Annotated in this window: 12 protein-coding genes and 1 pseudogene; 12 read left to right on the top strand and 1 reads right to left on the bottom strand. The window is 70.5% G+C overall.

Annotated features, from left to right (window positions below):
* Positions 1-26: 26 nt before the first annotated feature.
* The 10 genes and pseudogenes from ACIRVK_RS07760 (at position 27) to ACIRVK_RS07715 (ending at position 12,898) form a co-directional block, all read left to right on the top strand.
* Positions 27-992, top strand: a complete 966-nt coding sequence (locus ACIRVK_RS07760) for a LysR family transcriptional regulator (protein WP_404244517.1) — start codon at positions 27-29, stop codon at positions 990-992.
* Positions 993-1,346: 354 nt separating this feature from the next.
* A pseudogene (locus tag ACIRVK_RS07755) lies at positions 1,347-2,578 on the top strand (RNA-guided endonuclease InsQ/TnpB family protein); the annotation flags it as partial.
* A gap of 303 nt (positions 2,579-2,881) precedes the next feature.
* On the top strand, positions 2,882-4,261 hold the full coding sequence (locus tag ACIRVK_RS07750; RefSeq protein ID WP_404244516.1) for a nitrate/nitrite transporter: 1,380 nt from the start codon (positions 2,882-2,884) through the stop codon (positions 4,259-4,261).
* A 116-nt stretch (positions 4,262-4,377) separates the two neighbouring features.
* The gene (locus tag ACIRVK_RS07745) at positions 4,378-5,538 is read left to right on the top strand and encodes a uroporphyrinogen-III synthase (protein WP_404244515.1); all 1,161 of its coding nucleotides are present in this window, start codon (positions 4,378-4,380) and stop codon (positions 5,536-5,538) included.
* Between the two features lie 161 nt (positions 5,539-5,699).
* Positions 5,700-6,296, top strand: coding sequence for a CGNR zinc finger domain-containing protein (locus ACIRVK_RS07740; protein ID WP_404244514.1), 597 nt, complete (start codon positions 5,700-5,702; stop codon positions 6,294-6,296).
* Between the two features lie 329 nt (positions 6,297-6,625).
* Positions 6,626-7,147 (top strand): sigma-70 family RNA polymerase sigma factor, encoded by a 522-nt coding sequence (locus tag ACIRVK_RS07735; protein WP_010039908.1) that lies wholly within the window; start codon positions 6,626-6,628, stop codon positions 7,145-7,147.
* A gap of 47 nt (positions 7,148-7,194) precedes the next feature.
* Positions 7,195-7,956: an anti-sigma factor family protein gene (locus ACIRVK_RS07730; RefSeq protein WP_404244513.1), complete on the top strand. Its 762-nt coding sequence runs from the start codon at positions 7,195-7,197 to the stop codon at positions 7,954-7,956.
* A 93-nt stretch (positions 7,957-8,049) separates the two neighbouring features.
* Positions 8,050-10,434, top strand: coding sequence for a HelD family protein (locus ACIRVK_RS07725; RefSeq protein WP_404244512.1), 2,385 nt, complete (start codon positions 8,050-8,052; stop codon positions 10,432-10,434).
* A 421-nt stretch (positions 10,435-10,855) separates the two neighbouring features.
* The gene (locus ACIRVK_RS07720; protein ID WP_404244511.1) at positions 10,856-12,271 is read left to right on the top strand and encodes an NAD-dependent malic enzyme; all 1,416 of its coding nucleotides are present in this window, start codon (positions 10,856-10,858) and stop codon (positions 12,269-12,271) included.
* A gap of 345 nt (positions 12,272-12,616) precedes the next feature.
* Positions 12,617-12,898 (top strand): HU family DNA-binding protein, encoded by a 282-nt coding sequence (locus ACIRVK_RS07715; protein ID WP_006139383.1) that lies wholly within the window; start codon positions 12,617-12,619, stop codon positions 12,896-12,898.
* A gap of 288 nt (positions 12,899-13,186) precedes the next feature.
* On the opposite strand, the gene murA is transcribed toward ACIRVK_RS07715, so the two are convergent.
* Positions 13,187-14,527, bottom strand: coding sequence for a UDP-N-acetylglucosamine 1-carboxyvinyltransferase (gene murA, locus ACIRVK_RS07710; protein WP_404244510.1), 1,341 nt, complete (start codon positions 14,525-14,527; stop codon positions 13,187-13,189).
* Between the two features lie 254 nt (positions 14,528-14,781).
* On the opposite strand from murA, the gene ACIRVK_RS07705 reads away from it, so the two are divergent.
* Positions 14,782-15,354, top strand: a complete 573-nt coding sequence (locus tag ACIRVK_RS07705) for a YqgE/AlgH family protein (protein ID WP_404244509.1) — start codon at positions 14,782-14,784, stop codon at positions 15,352-15,354.
* A 30-nt stretch (positions 15,355-15,384) separates the two neighbouring features.
* Complete coding sequence (locus tag ACIRVK_RS07700) at positions 15,385-15,666, top strand: DUF3039 domain-containing protein (protein WP_404244508.1); 282 nt, start codon at positions 15,385-15,387, stop codon at positions 15,664-15,666.
* Positions 15,667-15,675 lie beyond the last annotated feature (9 nt).

The following is a 15,675-nucleotide window of genomic DNA, read 5'->3' as shown; positions in this document are numbered from 1 at the left end:
ACTCACCCCCGTTGTAAATTCTGCGGATGCCCACGTCCCGCCACCTCGACCCCCGCCTCCTGGGCGCCTTCGTCGCCGTCGCCGAGGAGTTGCACTTCACCCGCGCCGCCGCCCGGCTCTACGTCGCCCAGCAGGCGCTCAGCCGGGACGTGCGGCGGCTGGAACGGGAGCTCGGGACCGACCTGTTCGTCCGCAGCACCCGGCAGGTGGCGCTGACCGCCGACGGCGAGCGACTGCTGCCGTACGCGCGCCGGGTGCTCGCGGCGCAGGACGCGCTGCTCGGCGCCTTCGGGCAGGCCCGCCCGCTGCTGGTCGACCTGAACTCGCCGGGCCTGGTCACCGGCCGCCGCGTCCTGCACCGGGCCCGCGAACTCGCCCCCGGCCACGAGCTGATGGCCCGCTACGAGAGCGGACTGACCGGCGCGGCCCAGGAACTGCTCGCCGGGAGCCTGGACGCGTCCTTCGGCCGGTTCGCGGGACTCGACCCGGCACTACGGGCCGGCCTGGAACACCAGCCCGTCCGCTACGAACCCATGGCGGTCATCCTGCCCGACGACCACCACCTGGCGTCCCTGGCCGCGGTGCCGCTCGCCGCGCTGGCCGGCGAGACGGTGTACGCGGGCGCCGGAAACCCCCGTACCCCGGAGTGGACGGACCTGGCGCACCGCCTGTTCGACGGCCGGGGCATAGCCGTCGCCCCACCCGCGCCCCTGGCCGTCGGCGACGAGGAGTTCGAGCGGATCATGGCCAAACTGCGCCACCCGGTCCTCGCCGTGACGGACTTCCCACCTCTGTCCCGCACAGTCCTGCGTCCCTTGACCGCCCCCGTCCCCCTGTCCCCGGTGTCCCTCGTCTGGCGCAGAGGTCTGTCCCACCCGGCCTTCGACGCGCTTCGACACGCGGCGACGGAGCTGTCGTCAACGGAGGGCTGGCTACGCCGCCCGGCGGACGGCTGGATTCCGTCCGCCGACGGGGAGCTGTTCCGGTGCTGAGCCTGCCTGGCGCGCCGTGGCGCGGCAGAGGAAGGCCGCCCAGGCGGAGGGGCTGACGGTAATGCGTGGGCCGGGGTGGTTTTGGAGTCGCGGTGTCGTTCCGGCGGAGCCAACCCCCGCTCGTGACGGTGACGGCTCACGCACATGTTCTGGATGGCGACACGGGTCGGGGTGCCTAGTGCCGCGACAGGCAACGTTTGCCCCGTCGCGACGCCCGGCACGCCCTCTCGCCGCACCGGCCGAAACCCCAAGTACGTCCAGTACGAGGGCTTTCGTCCGGCACGCCGAGAGGACGCCCCGGACGCCGCTCCTTACCGGGCAAACGTTGCCTGCCGCGGCACTAGTGTGATCGTCATGCAGCTCCGCTACAGCTACAGGTTGTGCCCCGATGCCGCTCAACAGGCCGCTTCGGCCAGAGCGTTCGGGTGTGCCCGGGTCGTGTTCAACGACACCGTGCGGGCCGTGAGGACGCTCGTAAGGCCGGGCAGCCGTTCCCGACGGCCGGTGAGCTGTCCCGGAAGCTGATCAGCGAGGCGAAGCGGACGAAGGAGCGGTCCTGGCTGGGCGAGGTCTCGTCGGTGCAGCAGTCCCTGCGGGACGCCGAGGCCGCCTACCGTGCCTTTTTCGCCTCCGTCAAAGGTCTCCGCAAGGGCCCGAAGGTGGGGGCACCGCGGTTGAAGTCAAGCAAGGACATCCGGCAGTCGGTCCGGTTCACCGCCCATGCCCGCTGGGGCATCACCAGCGGGGGCCGGTTGAGCCTGCCGAAGATCGGTGCGGTGAAGGTGAGGTGGTCGCGCCCGTTGCCCGCCCCGCCGTCCTCGGTCACCGTGGTCAAGGACGCCGCGGGCAGATTCTTCGCGTCCTTCGTCATCGACACCGACCCCGCCGCCGACGCGGCCCGCATGCCGGAGACCGACAGCACCATCGGCATCGACCTCGGCCTCACCCTCCCCCAGAGGGGTACCCCCATCGCCGTCCTGTCCGACGGCACGAAGATCGACTCCCCGCGCTTTTTGCGGCGTGCGGAGAAGGAATTGAAGAAGGCCCAGCGGGAGCTGGCCCGCAAGCGGAAGGGATCGAAGAACCGGGCCAAGGCCCGCCTGAAGGCCGCCCGCGCCCACGCCAAGGTTGCTGACGCCCGCCGTGAGTTCCACCACCAGCTCTCCACCAGGCTGATCTGCGAGAACCAAGCAATCGCCGTGGAGGACCTGTCCGTGGCGGGACTGGGGCGTACCAGGCTGGCCAAGTCCGTGCACGACGCCGGATGGGCATCGTTCATCCACATGCTGACCTACAAGGCAGAGCGGTACGGGCGCACCCTGGTGAAGATCGGCCGGTTCGAACCGACCTCCCAGACCTGTTCCGCCTGCGGCGTCAAGGACGGGCCCAAGCCCCTGAACGTGCGGGAGTGGACCTGTGGTGCCTGCGGCACGGTCCACGACCGGGACACGAACGCCGCGATCAACGTGAAGAGGGCCGCCGGACTGGCGGTATCGGCCTGCGGAGCGCCGGTAAGACCGTGAGTGATCCCGGCACAGCGCGAAGAAACAGGAAGCCAGAATCCTCGCCCGTCAGGGCGAGGAGCATGTCAAGGGCTCATGGGCATCTTCCACGACCGCCTCAAGCTCTCCGTCCCCTTCGCATCGACATCGACCTCACCGCGGTCTCCAGGCCCGCCCCCTGACTTCACCGTCGCCCCCGCCTTGCCAAGAGCCCCCCGTAACCTACGAGCGCAGAACCTCTCATCCCGTCCCCTCGCCGGGTGAGAGCAACGTTCCCTTGCGGTCACCCAGTGCCACAGGGCGGAAACGCCGCCTCCCTACCTTCGGGACTCATCACCGCTCATCTGCCCCAAGCACGACCGAGCCCCGGAGCACCGTGGAGGCGTCATGACAGCCCCTAGTACAGCCCCCGCACCCAGCAGGGGAGGCCGCTGGATCCAGCAGTGGGATCCCGAGGACGAGACGTTCTGGAAGGAGACGGGGGAGAAGATCGCCAAGCGGAACCTCCTCTTCTCCGTACTCTCCGAGCACATCGGGTTCTCGATCTGGACCCTGTGGTCCGTGCTGGTGCTCTTCATGGGGCCGAAGTACGGGCTGACCCCGGCCGACAAGTTCCTGCTGACCTCGATGGTCACGCTCGTCGGCGCCGTCGTCCGCGTCCCCTACACCTTCGCCGTCGCGATCTTCGGCGGCCGGAACTGGACGATCATCTCGGCCAGTCTCCTCCTCATCCCCACCGTCGCCGCGTTCGCGGTCATGAAGCCGGGGACGTCGTTCGACACCTTCCTGTGGATCGGCCTGCTGGCCGGCATCGGCGGCGGCAACTTCGCCTCCTCCATGACCAACATCAACGCCTTCTTCCCGCTCAGGAAGAAGGGGTGGGCCCTCGGCCTGAACGCCGGCGGCGGCAACATCGGCGTGGCCGCGATCCAGCTGGTGGCCCTCGCCGTCATCGGCGCGAGCGGCGGCCCGCGCGTGCTGCTCGGGATCTACATCCCGCTCATCGTCGTCGCCGCCGTCCTCGCCGCGCTGTTCATGGACAACATCGAGAACGTCAAGAACGACACCGGCGCCGCCAAGGACGCGGCCAAGGACGCCCACACCTGGATCATGTCCGTCCTCTACATCGGGACGTTCGGCTCCTTCATCGGCTACAGCTTCGCCTTCGGCCAGGTGCTGACCAACCAGTTCGGCCGCACGCCGCTGCAGGCGACGTACCTCACCTTCATCGGCCCGCTGCTCGGCTCGCTGGTGCGGCCCGTGGGCGGCTGGCTCGCCGACAAGTACGGCGGCGCGAAGATCACCCTCTACAACTACATCGGCATGGCCGTGGCCACCGCCGTCCTGGTCGTCGCCAGCATGCAGAAGTCGCTCCCCCTGTTCGTCGTCGCGTTCGTCGCCCTGTTCGCGCTCGCCGGTGTGGGCAACGGATCGACCTTCAAGATGATCCCCGGCATCTTCCAGAACAAGGCGCTCGCCAAGGGCCTGGAGGGCGAGGAGGCGGCCAAGTACGGTCGTCGGCTCTCCGGAGCCTCGATGGGCCTCATCGGTGCGGTCGGCGCGCTCGGCGGCGTCGGCATCAACATGGCCTTCCGCCAGTCCTTCCTCTCCTACCACTCCGGCACGGGCGCCTTCGTCGCCTTCCTCGCCTACTACGCCCTCTGCTTCGCGGTGACCTGGGCCGTATACCTTCGACGTTCGGCCGCGAACGCTCCGGCCACGGCCGCCTCAGAGGCCAAGCCGCAGCTCAGCTATGCCGAGGTGTGACGTAACACCGGCGACATGAAGCCGAACCGAGCCTGTCACGCACCGTTGACAGGCTCGTTCGGCATGCAGGTACCGCCGTACCTCATGTACGACGACTCGAGTTCGGGACGAGAGCCATGTACGACGAACAGCAGGCACCGGCGCCCGGTCAGCACGGCCCACTCGCGGGTTTCACCGTGGGTGTCACGGCCGCGCGCCGGGCCGACGAGCTGGGCGCTCTGCTGCAGCGACGGGGAGCCGCCGTCCTGCACGCACCCGCCCTGCGCATCGTGCCCCTCGCCGACGACAGCGAACTGCTCGCGGCGACGAAGGATCTGATCGACCAGGCGCCGGACGTGGTGGTGGCCACCACCGCCATCGGCTTCCGGGGCTGGGTCGAGGCCGCCGACGGCTGGGGCCTCGGGGAGCCGCTGCTGGACCGGCTGCGGGCCGTCGAGCTGCTCGCGCGCGGGCCCAAGGTCAAGGGGGCGATACGGGCCGCTGGTCTCACCGAGGAGTGGTCGCCGTCGAGCGAGTCCATGGCCGAGGTGCTGGACCGGCTGCTGGAGGAGGGCGTCGAGGGGCGCCGTATCGCCGTCCAGCTGCACGGTGAGCCGCTGCCCGGGTTCGTGGAGGCGCTGCGGGCGGCCGGCGCCGAGGTCGTCGGGGTGCCCGTGTACCGGTGGATGCCGCCGGAGGACCTCGGGCCGATGGACCGGCTGCTGGACGCCGCCGTCTCGCGGGGCCTGGACGCGCTCACCTTCACCAGCGCGCCCGCCGCCGCCTCCCTGCTGAACCGGGCCGAGGAGCGGGGGCTGCTGGCCGAACTGCTCGCCGCCCTGCACCACGACGTGTTGCCCGCCTGTGTCGGGCCGGTCACCGCCCTGCCGCTGCAGGCCCGGGGTGTGGACACCGTCCAGCCGGAGCGGTTCCGGCTCGGGCCGCTTGTGCAACTGCTGTGCCAGGAGCTCCCGGGACGGGCGCGGACCCTGCCCATCGCCGGGCACCGGGTGGAGATCCGGGGGCACGCGGTGCTCGTCGACGGCGACCTCAAGCCGGTGCCGCCCGCCGGGATGTCCCTGCTGCGGGCGCTGTCCCGGCGGCCGGGGTGGGTGGTGGCCCGCTCCGAGCTGCTGCGCGCCCTGCCGGGAGCCGGCCGCGACGAGCACGCGGTGGAGACGGCCATGGCCCGCCTGCGCACGGCACTCGGGGCGCCGAAGCTGATCCAGACGGTGGTCAAGCGGGGCTACCGACTGGCCCTGGATCCCGCGGCGGACGCGAAGTACGCCGACACCTGACCGGTACGGCCGTCCAGCGGACCGCGGTACGGCCGTACACCGGACGGGGAGGCCGTGGTCGGCCAGGCCACCTCGGCGGTACGAGGGGTTCCGGCGGCGCGAGCGGGCAGGCACTGTAAGAGGAACGGTTCCCCACCCCAGCCCCAGGCGGTGACAGGCACATGGCACTGGGTACGGCCACGGTCCCTTTCGAGCTGCGGTTCGACGCCGGGCGGATCTGTCTCGACCTCCTGGCGACCACGCATCCCGAGGAACGGTTCGACTCCCTCGAGGTGCTCTGCGCCTGGATCGTGGGAGCGGGACTGGTGCCGCCGGGCACGTCCCTGGCGCACGCCGACCCGGCCTGGCTGGTCGAGTTCCGTGAACTGCGGGGACGGGTCGGCCAGTTGGTACGCGGCGTGTCGGCCGCCGTCCACCGGCCCGCGTACGACGTCGCGCTCGGCCGGGTGAACGAGATCGCCCGGACCGCGCCCCCGGCCCCGCGCGCCGTGCGGCGTGCGGACGGGGCGCTCGTCAGGGAGTTGGACGGTCCGCCGGGGTGCGCGCAACTGCTCGGGGCGATCGCGCGGGACGCCGTCGAACTGCTCACCGACCCCGTCGCCAGGGCCGGACTGCGGCAGTGCGAGGGGGACAACTGTCCGATCTTCTACGTCGATTCGTCCCGGGGGCGCAGGAGGCGCTGGTGCTCCAGCGAGGTCTGCGGGAACCGCGAACGGGTGGCCCGGCACCGTCGCAGGGCGGCGCTCGCGCGCGCCTGAACGTCCGGAATGCGCCTTGTGCGCAGTGGGGGGCATGATGTTGTCGAAGTGATTTCGACAACATCCCGTTTGCCTCCGACCCCTCTCGGGCAACTGGCCGGATCTTGCCGTTATGGCGGAGATGTAAAGATCGCGCGGGGGGAATGTGCTCTCATGTCCCTCTCGTCACGACACCCCGAAGAAAACTGTCGCGCCGCTTTGAACATGACGGGGACCGCATCCGTACCTGTGCACGAGCGACCGAACGGGGGAACCCCCGGACATCGGAGGTGGGCGTGCGCAAGGATTCCGTCGTGGCCAATGAACGTGGATCGAGGGCCCGACATCGCATGTCCCAGCCCTCGGAACCTGATGAGGAGCTGATGCGTGCCCTGTACCGGGAGCACGCCGGACCTCTCCTTGCTTATGTACTGCGCCTGGTCGCCGGAGACCGGCAGCGCGCCGAGGACGTGGTCCAGGAGACGCTCATCCGTGCCTGGAAGAACGCCGGCCAGCTCAATCGAGCGACCGGATCGGTACGCCCCTGGCTGGTGACGGTCGCGCGCCGCATCGTCATCGACGGCCACCGCAGCCGGCAGGCCCGGCCGCAGGAGGTCGATCCGTCGCCGCTGGAGGTCATCCCCGCGGAGGACGAGATCGACAAGGCGCTGTGGCTGATGACGTTGTCCGACGCGCTCGACGACCTGACCCCGGCCCACCGGGAGGTACTCGTCGAGACGTACTTCAAGGGGCGTACCGTCAACGAGGCGGCCGAGACGCTGGGCATTCCCAGCGGAACCGTGCGGTCCCGGGTGTTCTACGCCCTGCGGTCGATGAAGCTGGCTCTGGAGGAGCGGGGGGTGACGGCATGAGTGTTTACGGTGGATTCGGAACGGGTGGTTCGGGTATGTCTGGCCCCATGATGGGATCTCCGGGCCCGAGCGAGCACGAAACGGTCGGTGCCTACGCCCTCGGCATCCTCGACGACGCCGAGGCGACCGCCTTCGAGGCCCATCTCGCGACCTGCGAATGGTGCGCCCAGCAACTCGACGAGCTGGCCGGCATGGAACCCATGCTGGCGGCGCTCGCGGACCTGCCGGGGACCGGCACGCCCGCGATCGGCGAGTCGCTCTCCGCACGGCCCAGCCCACGGCTCGCGGAGAAGCTGGTCGACGAGGTCGCCGAGCGCCGGGCGGTGAAGCGCCGCAAGGGCTTCTACCTGGTCGCGGCGGCGGCCGCGCTGATCATCGGCGGTCCGCTCACGGTCATGGCCGTGAACGGCGGCAGCTCGGGCGGCACCAGCGCCACCCCGCTGGCGGCCGGTGCCAAGGCGGCCTTCGGTCAGATCTCCGACAAGGTGTCGGCGACCGACGCCAATACCAAGGTCCAGGCGACCGTGGCGATGGAGAAGAAGGACTGGGGCACCTGGGGCGTCGTCGAACTCAGCAACGTCAAGGGCCCGCTGAAGTGCTCGCTCATCGCCGTCGGCAAGAACGGCGAGCGCGAGACCATGTCCTCCTGGTCGGTCCCCACCTGGGGCTACGGCATGCCCAACGCCAAGGTGGAGGAGGCCAAGCAGCCCCTGTACGCGCAGGGCGGCGCCGCCTTCCAGCCCAACGAGATCGACCACTTCGAGGTCATGACCTTCGACGGCAAGAAGCTCGTCCAGGTCAACGCGTAGGTCTCGGCCGAGATCCACGCGTGGTCCGCGTAGCTTTGACGGGTCCCCTTCGCGTACGGTTGACGGCTGCCCAGCACGTCAGAAGGGGGCCCGGTGGCCGCTCAGGCTCAGCAGGAAACCGCGGTCGGCCCGGATCACGACTCACGTCGTGACCGGGAGATCAGCGTCGAACAGGAACACCTCGACCGGGTGTACCGGCGGCTCGAGGAGAAGATCCACGAGGCCGAGTTCCTGATGAACGACGCGGCCCAGCGCGGCCAGGTCGGCACGCCCGGCGCGCTCGCCGAGCGGGACGCCCAGGTCTTCCGCGCCGGGATCCACCTGAACCGGCTGAACAACGAGTTCGAGGACTTCCTCTTCGGCCGGATCGACCTGCTGCTCGGCAAGGACGGGAAGAAGGGACCCGACGGCGCCTACACCGCCGTGGAACCCGCCGAGGGCGCGGTACGGGACGACAACACCGCCGACATCGCCGAGACCCTGCACATCGGGCGGATCGGGGTCCTCGACGCCGAGTACGCGCCGCTCGTCATCGACTGGCGGGCCCCGGCCGCGGCCCCCTTCTACCGCTCCACCCCGGTCGACCCCGGCCGGGTCGTACGGCGCCGGGTCATTCGCTCCAAGGGCCGCCGGGTCCTGGGCGTCGAGGACGACCTGATGCGCCCGGAGCTCACCGCCTACCTCGACGGCGACGAACTGCCCGTCATCGGCGACGGGGCCCTGATGGCCGCGCTCGGCCAGGCCCGCAGCCACACCATGCGGGACATCGTCGCCTCCATCCAGGCCGAACAGGACCTGGTCATCCGCGCCCCCGCCGCCTCCGTGACGTACGTCGAGGGCGGCCCGGGCACCGGCAAGACCGCCGTCGCCCTGCACCGCGCCGCCTACCTCCTCTACCAGGACCGGCGCCGTTACGCGGGCGGCATCCTCATCGTCTCCCCGACCCCCCTGCTGGTCGCCTACACCGAGGGCGTCCTGCCCTCCCTCGGTGAGGAGGGCCAGGTCGCCATCCGCGCGATCGGCTCCCTCGTCGACGGCGCGGAGGCCACGCTGTACGACTCCCCGTCCACGGCCCGCGCCAAGGGCTCCTCCCGCATGCTGAAGGTGCTGCGGAAGGCGGCGCGGGGCGCCCTGGAACTGGGACCGGGCGCGTCCACCGCCGGGACGGGCACCGCAGACGCGCGCCAACTCGCCCTCGGCGAGGACGACACGTCCGCCCAGACCCCCGCCGGCCCGCCCTCCCGGCTGCGCGTCGTCGCCTTCGGCCGCCGCCTGGAGCTGCAGGCCGCCGAACTGGGCCACATCCGCCAGTCGGCCCTCGGCGGCACCGCGCCCGTCAACCTGCTGCGCCCCCGCGCCCGCAAGCTCCTCCTCGACGCCCTGTGGGCGCGGTCCGGCGCGGGCGCCCGGCAGAGCGACCCGGAACTCGCCGCCGAGCTGCGGTCCTCCTTCGACGAGGACATCACCTCGGAGGACTCCTTCACCGAGTTCCTCGACGCGTGGTGGCCGGAGCTGACCCCGAAGGCCGTCCTCGCCGCCATGGCCGACGAACGGCGCCTGGGCCGCTGGGCCCGCCGCATCCTCAACCCCGGCGAGATCCGCCGCGTCGCCCGCTCCCTGCGCCGCGACGGGTACTCCGTGCACGACATCGCCCTGCTCGACGAGCTCCAGGCGGTCCTCGGCGTCCCCGCCCGCCCCCGCAAGAAGCGCGAACTCGACCCGCTCGACCAGCTCACCGGCCTCGAGGAACTGATGCCGGTGCGCGAGGAGTCGCAGCGCGAACGCGCCGAACGCCTCGCCCAGGAGCGCACCGAGTACGCCCACGTCATCGTCGACGAGGCGCAGGACCTCACGCCGATGCAGTGGCGCATGGTCGGCCGCCGCGGCCGGCACGCCACCTGGACGGTCGTGGGCGACCCCGCCCAGTCCTCCTGGTCCGACCCCGACGAGGCGGCCGAGGCCCGCGACGAGGCCCTCGGCACCCGCCCCCGGCGCCGCTTCGAACTCACCGTCAACTACCGCAACCCCGCCGAGATCGCCGAACTCGCGTCCAAGGTCCTCGCCCTCGCCATGCCCGGCTCCCAGCCCCCGAAGGCCGTACGGTCCACCGGCGTCGAGCCACGCTTCAGGGTCGTACGTGAGTCGTTGGCACAGACGGTCCGCGAGGAGGCGGCCCGGCTCCTGGACCGCGTCGACGGCACCGTCGGCGTCGTCGTCGCCATGCAGCGCCGGGAGGAGGCAGCGCGCTGGCTCGCCGGGCTCGGCGACCGGGTGGTGGCCCTCGGCAGCCTGGAGGCCAAGGGCCTGGAGTACGACGCGACGGTCGTCGTCTCCCCGGCGGAGATCGCCGACGAGTCCCCGGCCGGCCTGCGCGTGCTCTACGTCGCCCTCACCCGCGCCACCCAGCAGCTGACGATCGTCTCCGGGGAACGCGACCAGCCCGACCCGGACGGCGTACCCGACCTGCTCCGGGACTAGCTCCTCCGCCTGGTCCGAGGATGAGAAGCGGATGAACTCTCGGTCGGGGAATGGCCTTACGGGATCTGTTTGTTAGCCTGGGTGTGACACCGGCCCGATCCACGCCCCCGGGCCCAACCTTCGTCGCTACGAGCGACCACTTGCCGCGAGGCGAGCATGGCGGGTCGGTGTCACTGAACGAACCGAGAGGCCCGCGCCCATGTGGCGTGGGCCTCTTGGCGTTATGAACAAAACGATCGCAATCCAGCGCGGCTAACGCCTACCCGGCAGTAGGTGCGACCATCGGACGGCATACCAGCGTCACACGGTGGCTGCGTCTTCCCAGGGGGGTAACCCCCGGACCCCCAGCAGAAAAACAGGTCGGCGGGGATGACCGGCGCAGACACCGCGCAGCAAACCTGAGCGGAAGAGGAAGTCGGCCATGGCAACGGCGCCCAGCGTCTCCTACTCGATGACGGTCCGGCTGGAGGTGCCCGCGAGCGGAACCGCCGTCTCGCAGCTCACCACCGCCGTGGAGTCCTCCGGAGGCTCGGTGACCGGCCTCGACGTCACCGCCTCGGGACACGAGAAGCTCCGGATCGACGTCACCATCGCGGCCACCTCGACCGCGCACGCCGACGAGATCGTCACCAAGCTCCGCGGCATCGAGGGCGTCACCCTGGGCAAGGTCTCGGACCGTACCTTCCTCATGCACCTCGGCGGCAAGATCGAGATGCAGTCCAAGCACCCCATCCGTAACCGTGACGACCTCTCCATGGTCTACACGCCCGGTGTGGCCCGGGTCTGCATGGCCATCGCCGAGAACCCCGAGGACGCCCGCCGCCTCACCATCAAGCGCAACTCCGTTGCGGTCGTGACGGACGGCTCCGCCGTGCTCGGCCTCGGCAACATCGGCCCCAAGGCCGCCCTGCCCGTCATGGAGGGCAAGGCGGCCCTCTTCAAGCGGTTCGCCGGCATCGACGCCTGGCCGCTGTGCCTGGACACCCAGGACACCGACGCGATCGTCGAGATCGTCAAGGCGATCGCCCCCGGGTTCGCCGGCATCAACCTCGAGGACATCTCCGCGCCCCGCTGCTTCGAGATCGAGGCACGGCTGCGCGAGGCCCTCGACATCCCCGTCTTCCATGACGACCAGCACGGCACCGCGATCGTCGTGCTCGCCGCCCTGAAGAACGCACTTCGCTGCACGGGCAAGGCGATCGAGAACATCCGCGTCGTCATGTCCGGCGCCGGCGCGGCCGGCACGGCCATCCTCAAACTGCTGCTCGCCGCCGGCGTGAAGAACGCCGTCGTCGCCGACATCCACGGTGTCGTGCACACCGGCCGCGAGGACCTGCGGGACGCCCCCGGCGACTCGCCGCTGCGCTGGATCGCCGACAACACCAACCCGGAGAACCTGACCGGCACCCTGAAGGAAGCCGTTCGCGGAGCCGACGTCTTCATCGGCGTCTCCGCCCCGAACGTGCTGGACGGCGACGACGTGGCCGCCATGGCCGAGGGCGCGATCGTGTTCGCGCTCGCGAACCCCGACCCCGAGGTCGACCCGGCGATCGCCCGTCTGACGGCGGCCGTCGTGGCCACCGGCCGTTCCGACTTCCCGAACCAGATCAACAACGTGCTGGTCTTCCCGGGCGTCTTCCGCGGCCTGCTGGACGCCCAGTCCCGCACCGTCAACACCGAGATGATGCTCGCCGCCGCGCAGGCCCTGGCCGATGTGGTGACCGAGGACGAGCTGAACCCGAACTACATCATCCCGAGCGTCTTCAACGACAAGGTCGCGGGCGCCGTCGCCGGCGCGGTGCGGGAGGCCGCGAAGGCGGCGGGCGCGCTGTCGTAGGGATGGCGTAGCGTCGAGGGTGCGGCTCGGGTGTCGTAGCCGTGACGTACTGTGCAGGGGCTGTGGAGCCGGCGCGCTGTGAGCATCGCCACCGTGGCCCCCGCCGTCGGCGCGTCGCGGAACCACGGGCCGTCGGCCGCCCTCTAGGGTGGCGGGCACGCGCAGGCCTTCCGTGTGACTCCCAAGGGTGTTCTAGCGACTCCCACGGGTGCCGGATTGGCTTTCCCGCCGCAGGTAGGGGCAGGATGCGTCCCTGGGCGCGAGCGCATCGGACTTTACAGCGCCTAACATGCGGCTCCGCCGCGTGGCACGCCTCAACGGCAAGTTAGACACGGGAGTAAGAACATGAACCGCAGTGAGCTGGTGGCCGCGCTGGCCGACCGCGCCGAGGTGACCCGCAAGGACGCCGACGCCGTTCTGGCCGCGTTCGCCGAGACGGTCGGCGAGATCGTCGCGAAGGGCGACGAGAAGGTCACCATCCCCGGCTTCCTGACCTTCGAGCGCACCCACCGTGCCGCTCGCACCGCCCGCAACCCGCAGACCGGCGACCCGATCCAGATCCCGGCCGGCTACAGCGTCAAGGTTTCGGCGGGCAGCAAGCTGAAGGAAGCCGCCAAGGGTAACTGAGCGCTCCGCTTCGAGCGCCGGGCAACTGCGGGCCGCCCCTCGGCCGACGGGACCGCCGTGGCCGGTCGCGCAGTTCTCCACTAACGCCGATGGGGCGGCCACCCGGACTCGGGTGGCCGCCCCATCGGCGTTAGTGCAACAACTGCTACCCGAGCGCCTTGCCCGGCAGCTCCACCTTCGCCCCGAGCTCCACGAGCTTCTCCATGCTGTGTCTATCCGGGGGATGACCCCCGGACCCCCAGCCGGGCGGGATGCTGTCCCTGCCGGCAGTCACGTCGCGGCGGGTGCTCAGCCGAGCGCCTTGCCCGGCAGTTCGACCTTCGCTCCCAGTTCCACGAGCTTCTCCATGAAGTTCTCGTAGCCGCGGTTGATCAGGTCGATGCCGTGGACGCGGGACGTGCCCTGGGCGGCGAGGGCGGCGATGAGGTAGGAGAAGCCGCCGCGGAGGTCGGGGATGACCAGGTCGGCGCCCTGGAGCTTGGTGGGGCCGGAGACGACCGCCGAGTGCAGGAAGTTGCGCTGGCCGAAGCGGCAGTCGGAGCCGCCCAGGCACTCGCGGTAGAGCTGGATGTGGGCGCCCATCTGGTTCAGCGCGGAGGTGAAGCCCAGCCGGGACTCGTACACCGTCTCGTGGATGATGGACAGGCCCGTGGCCTGCGTGAGGGCGACGACGAGCGGCTGCTGCCAGTCCGTCTGGAAGCCCGGGTGCACGTCCGTCTCCAGCGCGATGGACTTCAGCTGCCCGCCCGGGTGCCAGAAGCGGATGCCCTGGTCGTCGATCTCGAAGGCGCCGCCGACCTTCCGGTAGGTGTTCAGGAACGTCATCATCGAGCGCTGCTGGGCACCGCGGACGTAGATGTTCCCCTCGGTCGCCAGCGCCGCCGACGCCCAGGACGCGGCCTCCAGACGGTCCGGGAGCGCGCGGTGGTTGTAGCCGCCGAGGCTGTCCACACCGGTGATGCGAATGGTCCGGTCGGTGTCCATCGCGATGATGGCGCCCATCTTCTGCAGGACGCAGATCAGGTCCTCGATCTCCGGCTCCACGGCCGCGTTCGAGAGCTCCGTCACGCCCTCCGCGAGGACGGCCGTCAGCAGCACCTGCTCGGTGGCGCCCACCGACGGGTACGGCAGCCGGATCTTCGTGCCGCGCAGCCGCTGCGGCGCCTCCAGGTACTGCCCGTCCGCACGCTTCTCGATCCGCGCGCCGAACTGCCGCAGCACCTCGAAGTGGAAGTCGATCGGCCGGCCGCCGATGTCGCAGCCGCCGAGCCCGGGGATGAAGGCGTGGCCGAGACGGTGCAGCAGCGGACCGCAGAAGAGGATCGGGATACGGGAAGAACCCGCGTGGGCATCGATGTCAGCGACGTTCGCGCTTTCGACATGCGACGGGTCCATCACCAGCTCGCCGGGCTCCTCACCCGGGCGGACCGTCACCCCGTGCAGTTGCAGCAGCCCGCGTACGACCCGCACGTCACGGATGTCCGGAACGTTGCGCAGGCGACTCGGAGAGCTGCCCAGCAGGGCGGCGACCATGGCCTTGGGCACGAGGTTCTTCGCACCGCGGACACGGATCTCGCCCTCCAGCGGGGTTCCGCCGTGGACAAGCAGGACATCGTCGTTGACGGTCATGTATCTCGCGTTCCGATGAGTGGGGCAGGGGCCAGAAGGGAAAGGGTAATCGCCGCCCACCCCCCTTCTGGAAGCCCGAGTACCGCCCAGCGACGTCATAGGTCTGTCACAACACGCGCCGTTCACCGCCGGGCACATGGGGTCACCGGTCCTGCTGTGCGCCCGCCCGTGCCTCTGTCCGCCCTGAGCTGCATTCCCCCTCCTTGCGCCGATTGCCTCCCCACTCCCGGGGAAGATGCGGGATCATGTCTGGCATGACCGAGGTGTCCTCGCTCACAGGGCGGTTGCTCGTGGCAACGCCCGCCCTGGCGGACCCGAACTTCGACCGTGCGGTGGTGCTCCTTCTCGACCACGACGAGGAGGGCTCCCTCGGTGTCGTCCTCAACCGCCCGACCCCCGTGGACGTGGGCGACATCCTCGAGGGCTGGGGGGACCTCGCCGGTGAACCGGGCGTCGTCTTCCAGGGCGGCCCGGTGTCCCTGGACTCGGCCCTCGGGGTCGCCGTCATCCCGGGCGGCTCGTCCGTCGACGGGGCGCCACTCGGCTGGCGCCGGGTGCACGGCGCGATCGGCCTGGTCGACCTGGAGGCCCCGCCCGAACTGCTCGCCTCGGCCGTCGGCTCGCTGCGGATCTTCGCCGGGTACGCGGGCTGGGGCCCCGGTCAGCTGGAGGACGAACTGGTCGAGGGCGCCTGGTACGTCGTCGAGTCGGAACCCGGCGACGTCTCCTCGCCGTCCCCGGAGAGACTCTGGCGCGAGGTGCTGCGCCGCCAGCGCAACGAACTCGCGATGGTGGCCACCTACCCGGACGACCCTTCGCTCAACTGATCCGTACGGGCTTCAGTACCCTTGGCCTTTATGAGCACTCTTGAGCCCGAGCGCGGGACTGGTACGGGGACCCTCGTAGAGCCGACGCCGCAGGTGTCCCACGGCGACGGCGACCACGAGCGCTTCGCCCACTACGTCCAGAAGGACAAGATCATGGCGAGCGCCCTCGACGGCACCCCCGTCGTGGCGCTGTGCGGCAAGGTGTGGGTGCCGGGCCGCGACCCGAAGAAGTACCCCGTGTGTCCCATGTGCAAGGAGATCTACGACTCCATGGGTGCCGGCGGCGGCGACAAGGGCAAGGACGGCAAGTAGCCCCGTCCG

Source organism: Streptomyces sp. NPDC101152 (assembly GCF_044768275.1).
GTDB lineage: Bacteria > Actinomycetota > Actinomycetes > Streptomycetales > Streptomycetaceae > Streptomyces.
The sequence above is the reverse complement of the archived record's forward strand: the minus strand, read 5'-3'. Positions and strand labels throughout refer to the sequence as shown.

Coding starts and splice junctions, on each gene's coding strand:
- ACIRVK_RS07705 (WP_404244509.1), top strand. CDS start 14,782: ATGACCGAGGTGTCCTCGCTCACAGGGCGGTTGCTCGTGGCAACGCCC.
- ACIRVK_RS07760 (WP_404244517.1), top strand. CDS start 27: ATGCCCACGTCCCGCCACCTCGACCCCCGCCTCCTGGGCGCCTTCGTC.
- murA (WP_404244510.1), bottom strand. CDS start 14,527: ATGACCGTCAACGACGATGTCCTGCTTGTCCACGGCGGAACCCCGCTG.
- ACIRVK_RS07735 (WP_010039908.1), top strand. CDS start 6,626: ATGTCCCAGCCCTCGGAACCTGATGAGGAGCTGATGCGTGCCCTGTAC.
- ACIRVK_RS07715 (WP_006139383.1), top strand. CDS start 12,617: ATGAACCGCAGTGAGCTGGTGGCCGCGCTGGCCGACCGCGCCGAGGTG.
- ACIRVK_RS07730 (WP_404244513.1), top strand. CDS start 7,195: ATGATGGGATCTCCGGGCCCGAGCGAGCACGAAACGGTCGGTGCCTAC.
- ACIRVK_RS07700 (WP_404244508.1), top strand. CDS start 15,385: ATGAGCACTCTTGAGCCCGAGCGCGGGACTGGTACGGGGACCCTCGTA.
- ACIRVK_RS07750 (WP_404244516.1), top strand. CDS start 2,882: ATGACAGCCCCTAGTACAGCCCCCGCACCCAGCAGGGGAGGCCGCTGG.
- ACIRVK_RS07740 (WP_404244514.1), top strand. CDS start 5,700: ATGGCACTGGGTACGGCCACGGTCCCTTTCGAGCTGCGGTTCGACGCC.
- ACIRVK_RS07720 (WP_404244511.1), top strand. CDS start 10,856: ATGGCAACGGCGCCCAGCGTCTCCTACTCGATGACGGTCCGGCTGGAG.
- ACIRVK_RS07745 (WP_404244515.1), top strand. CDS start 4,378: ATGTACGACGAACAGCAGGCACCGGCGCCCGGTCAGCACGGCCCACTC.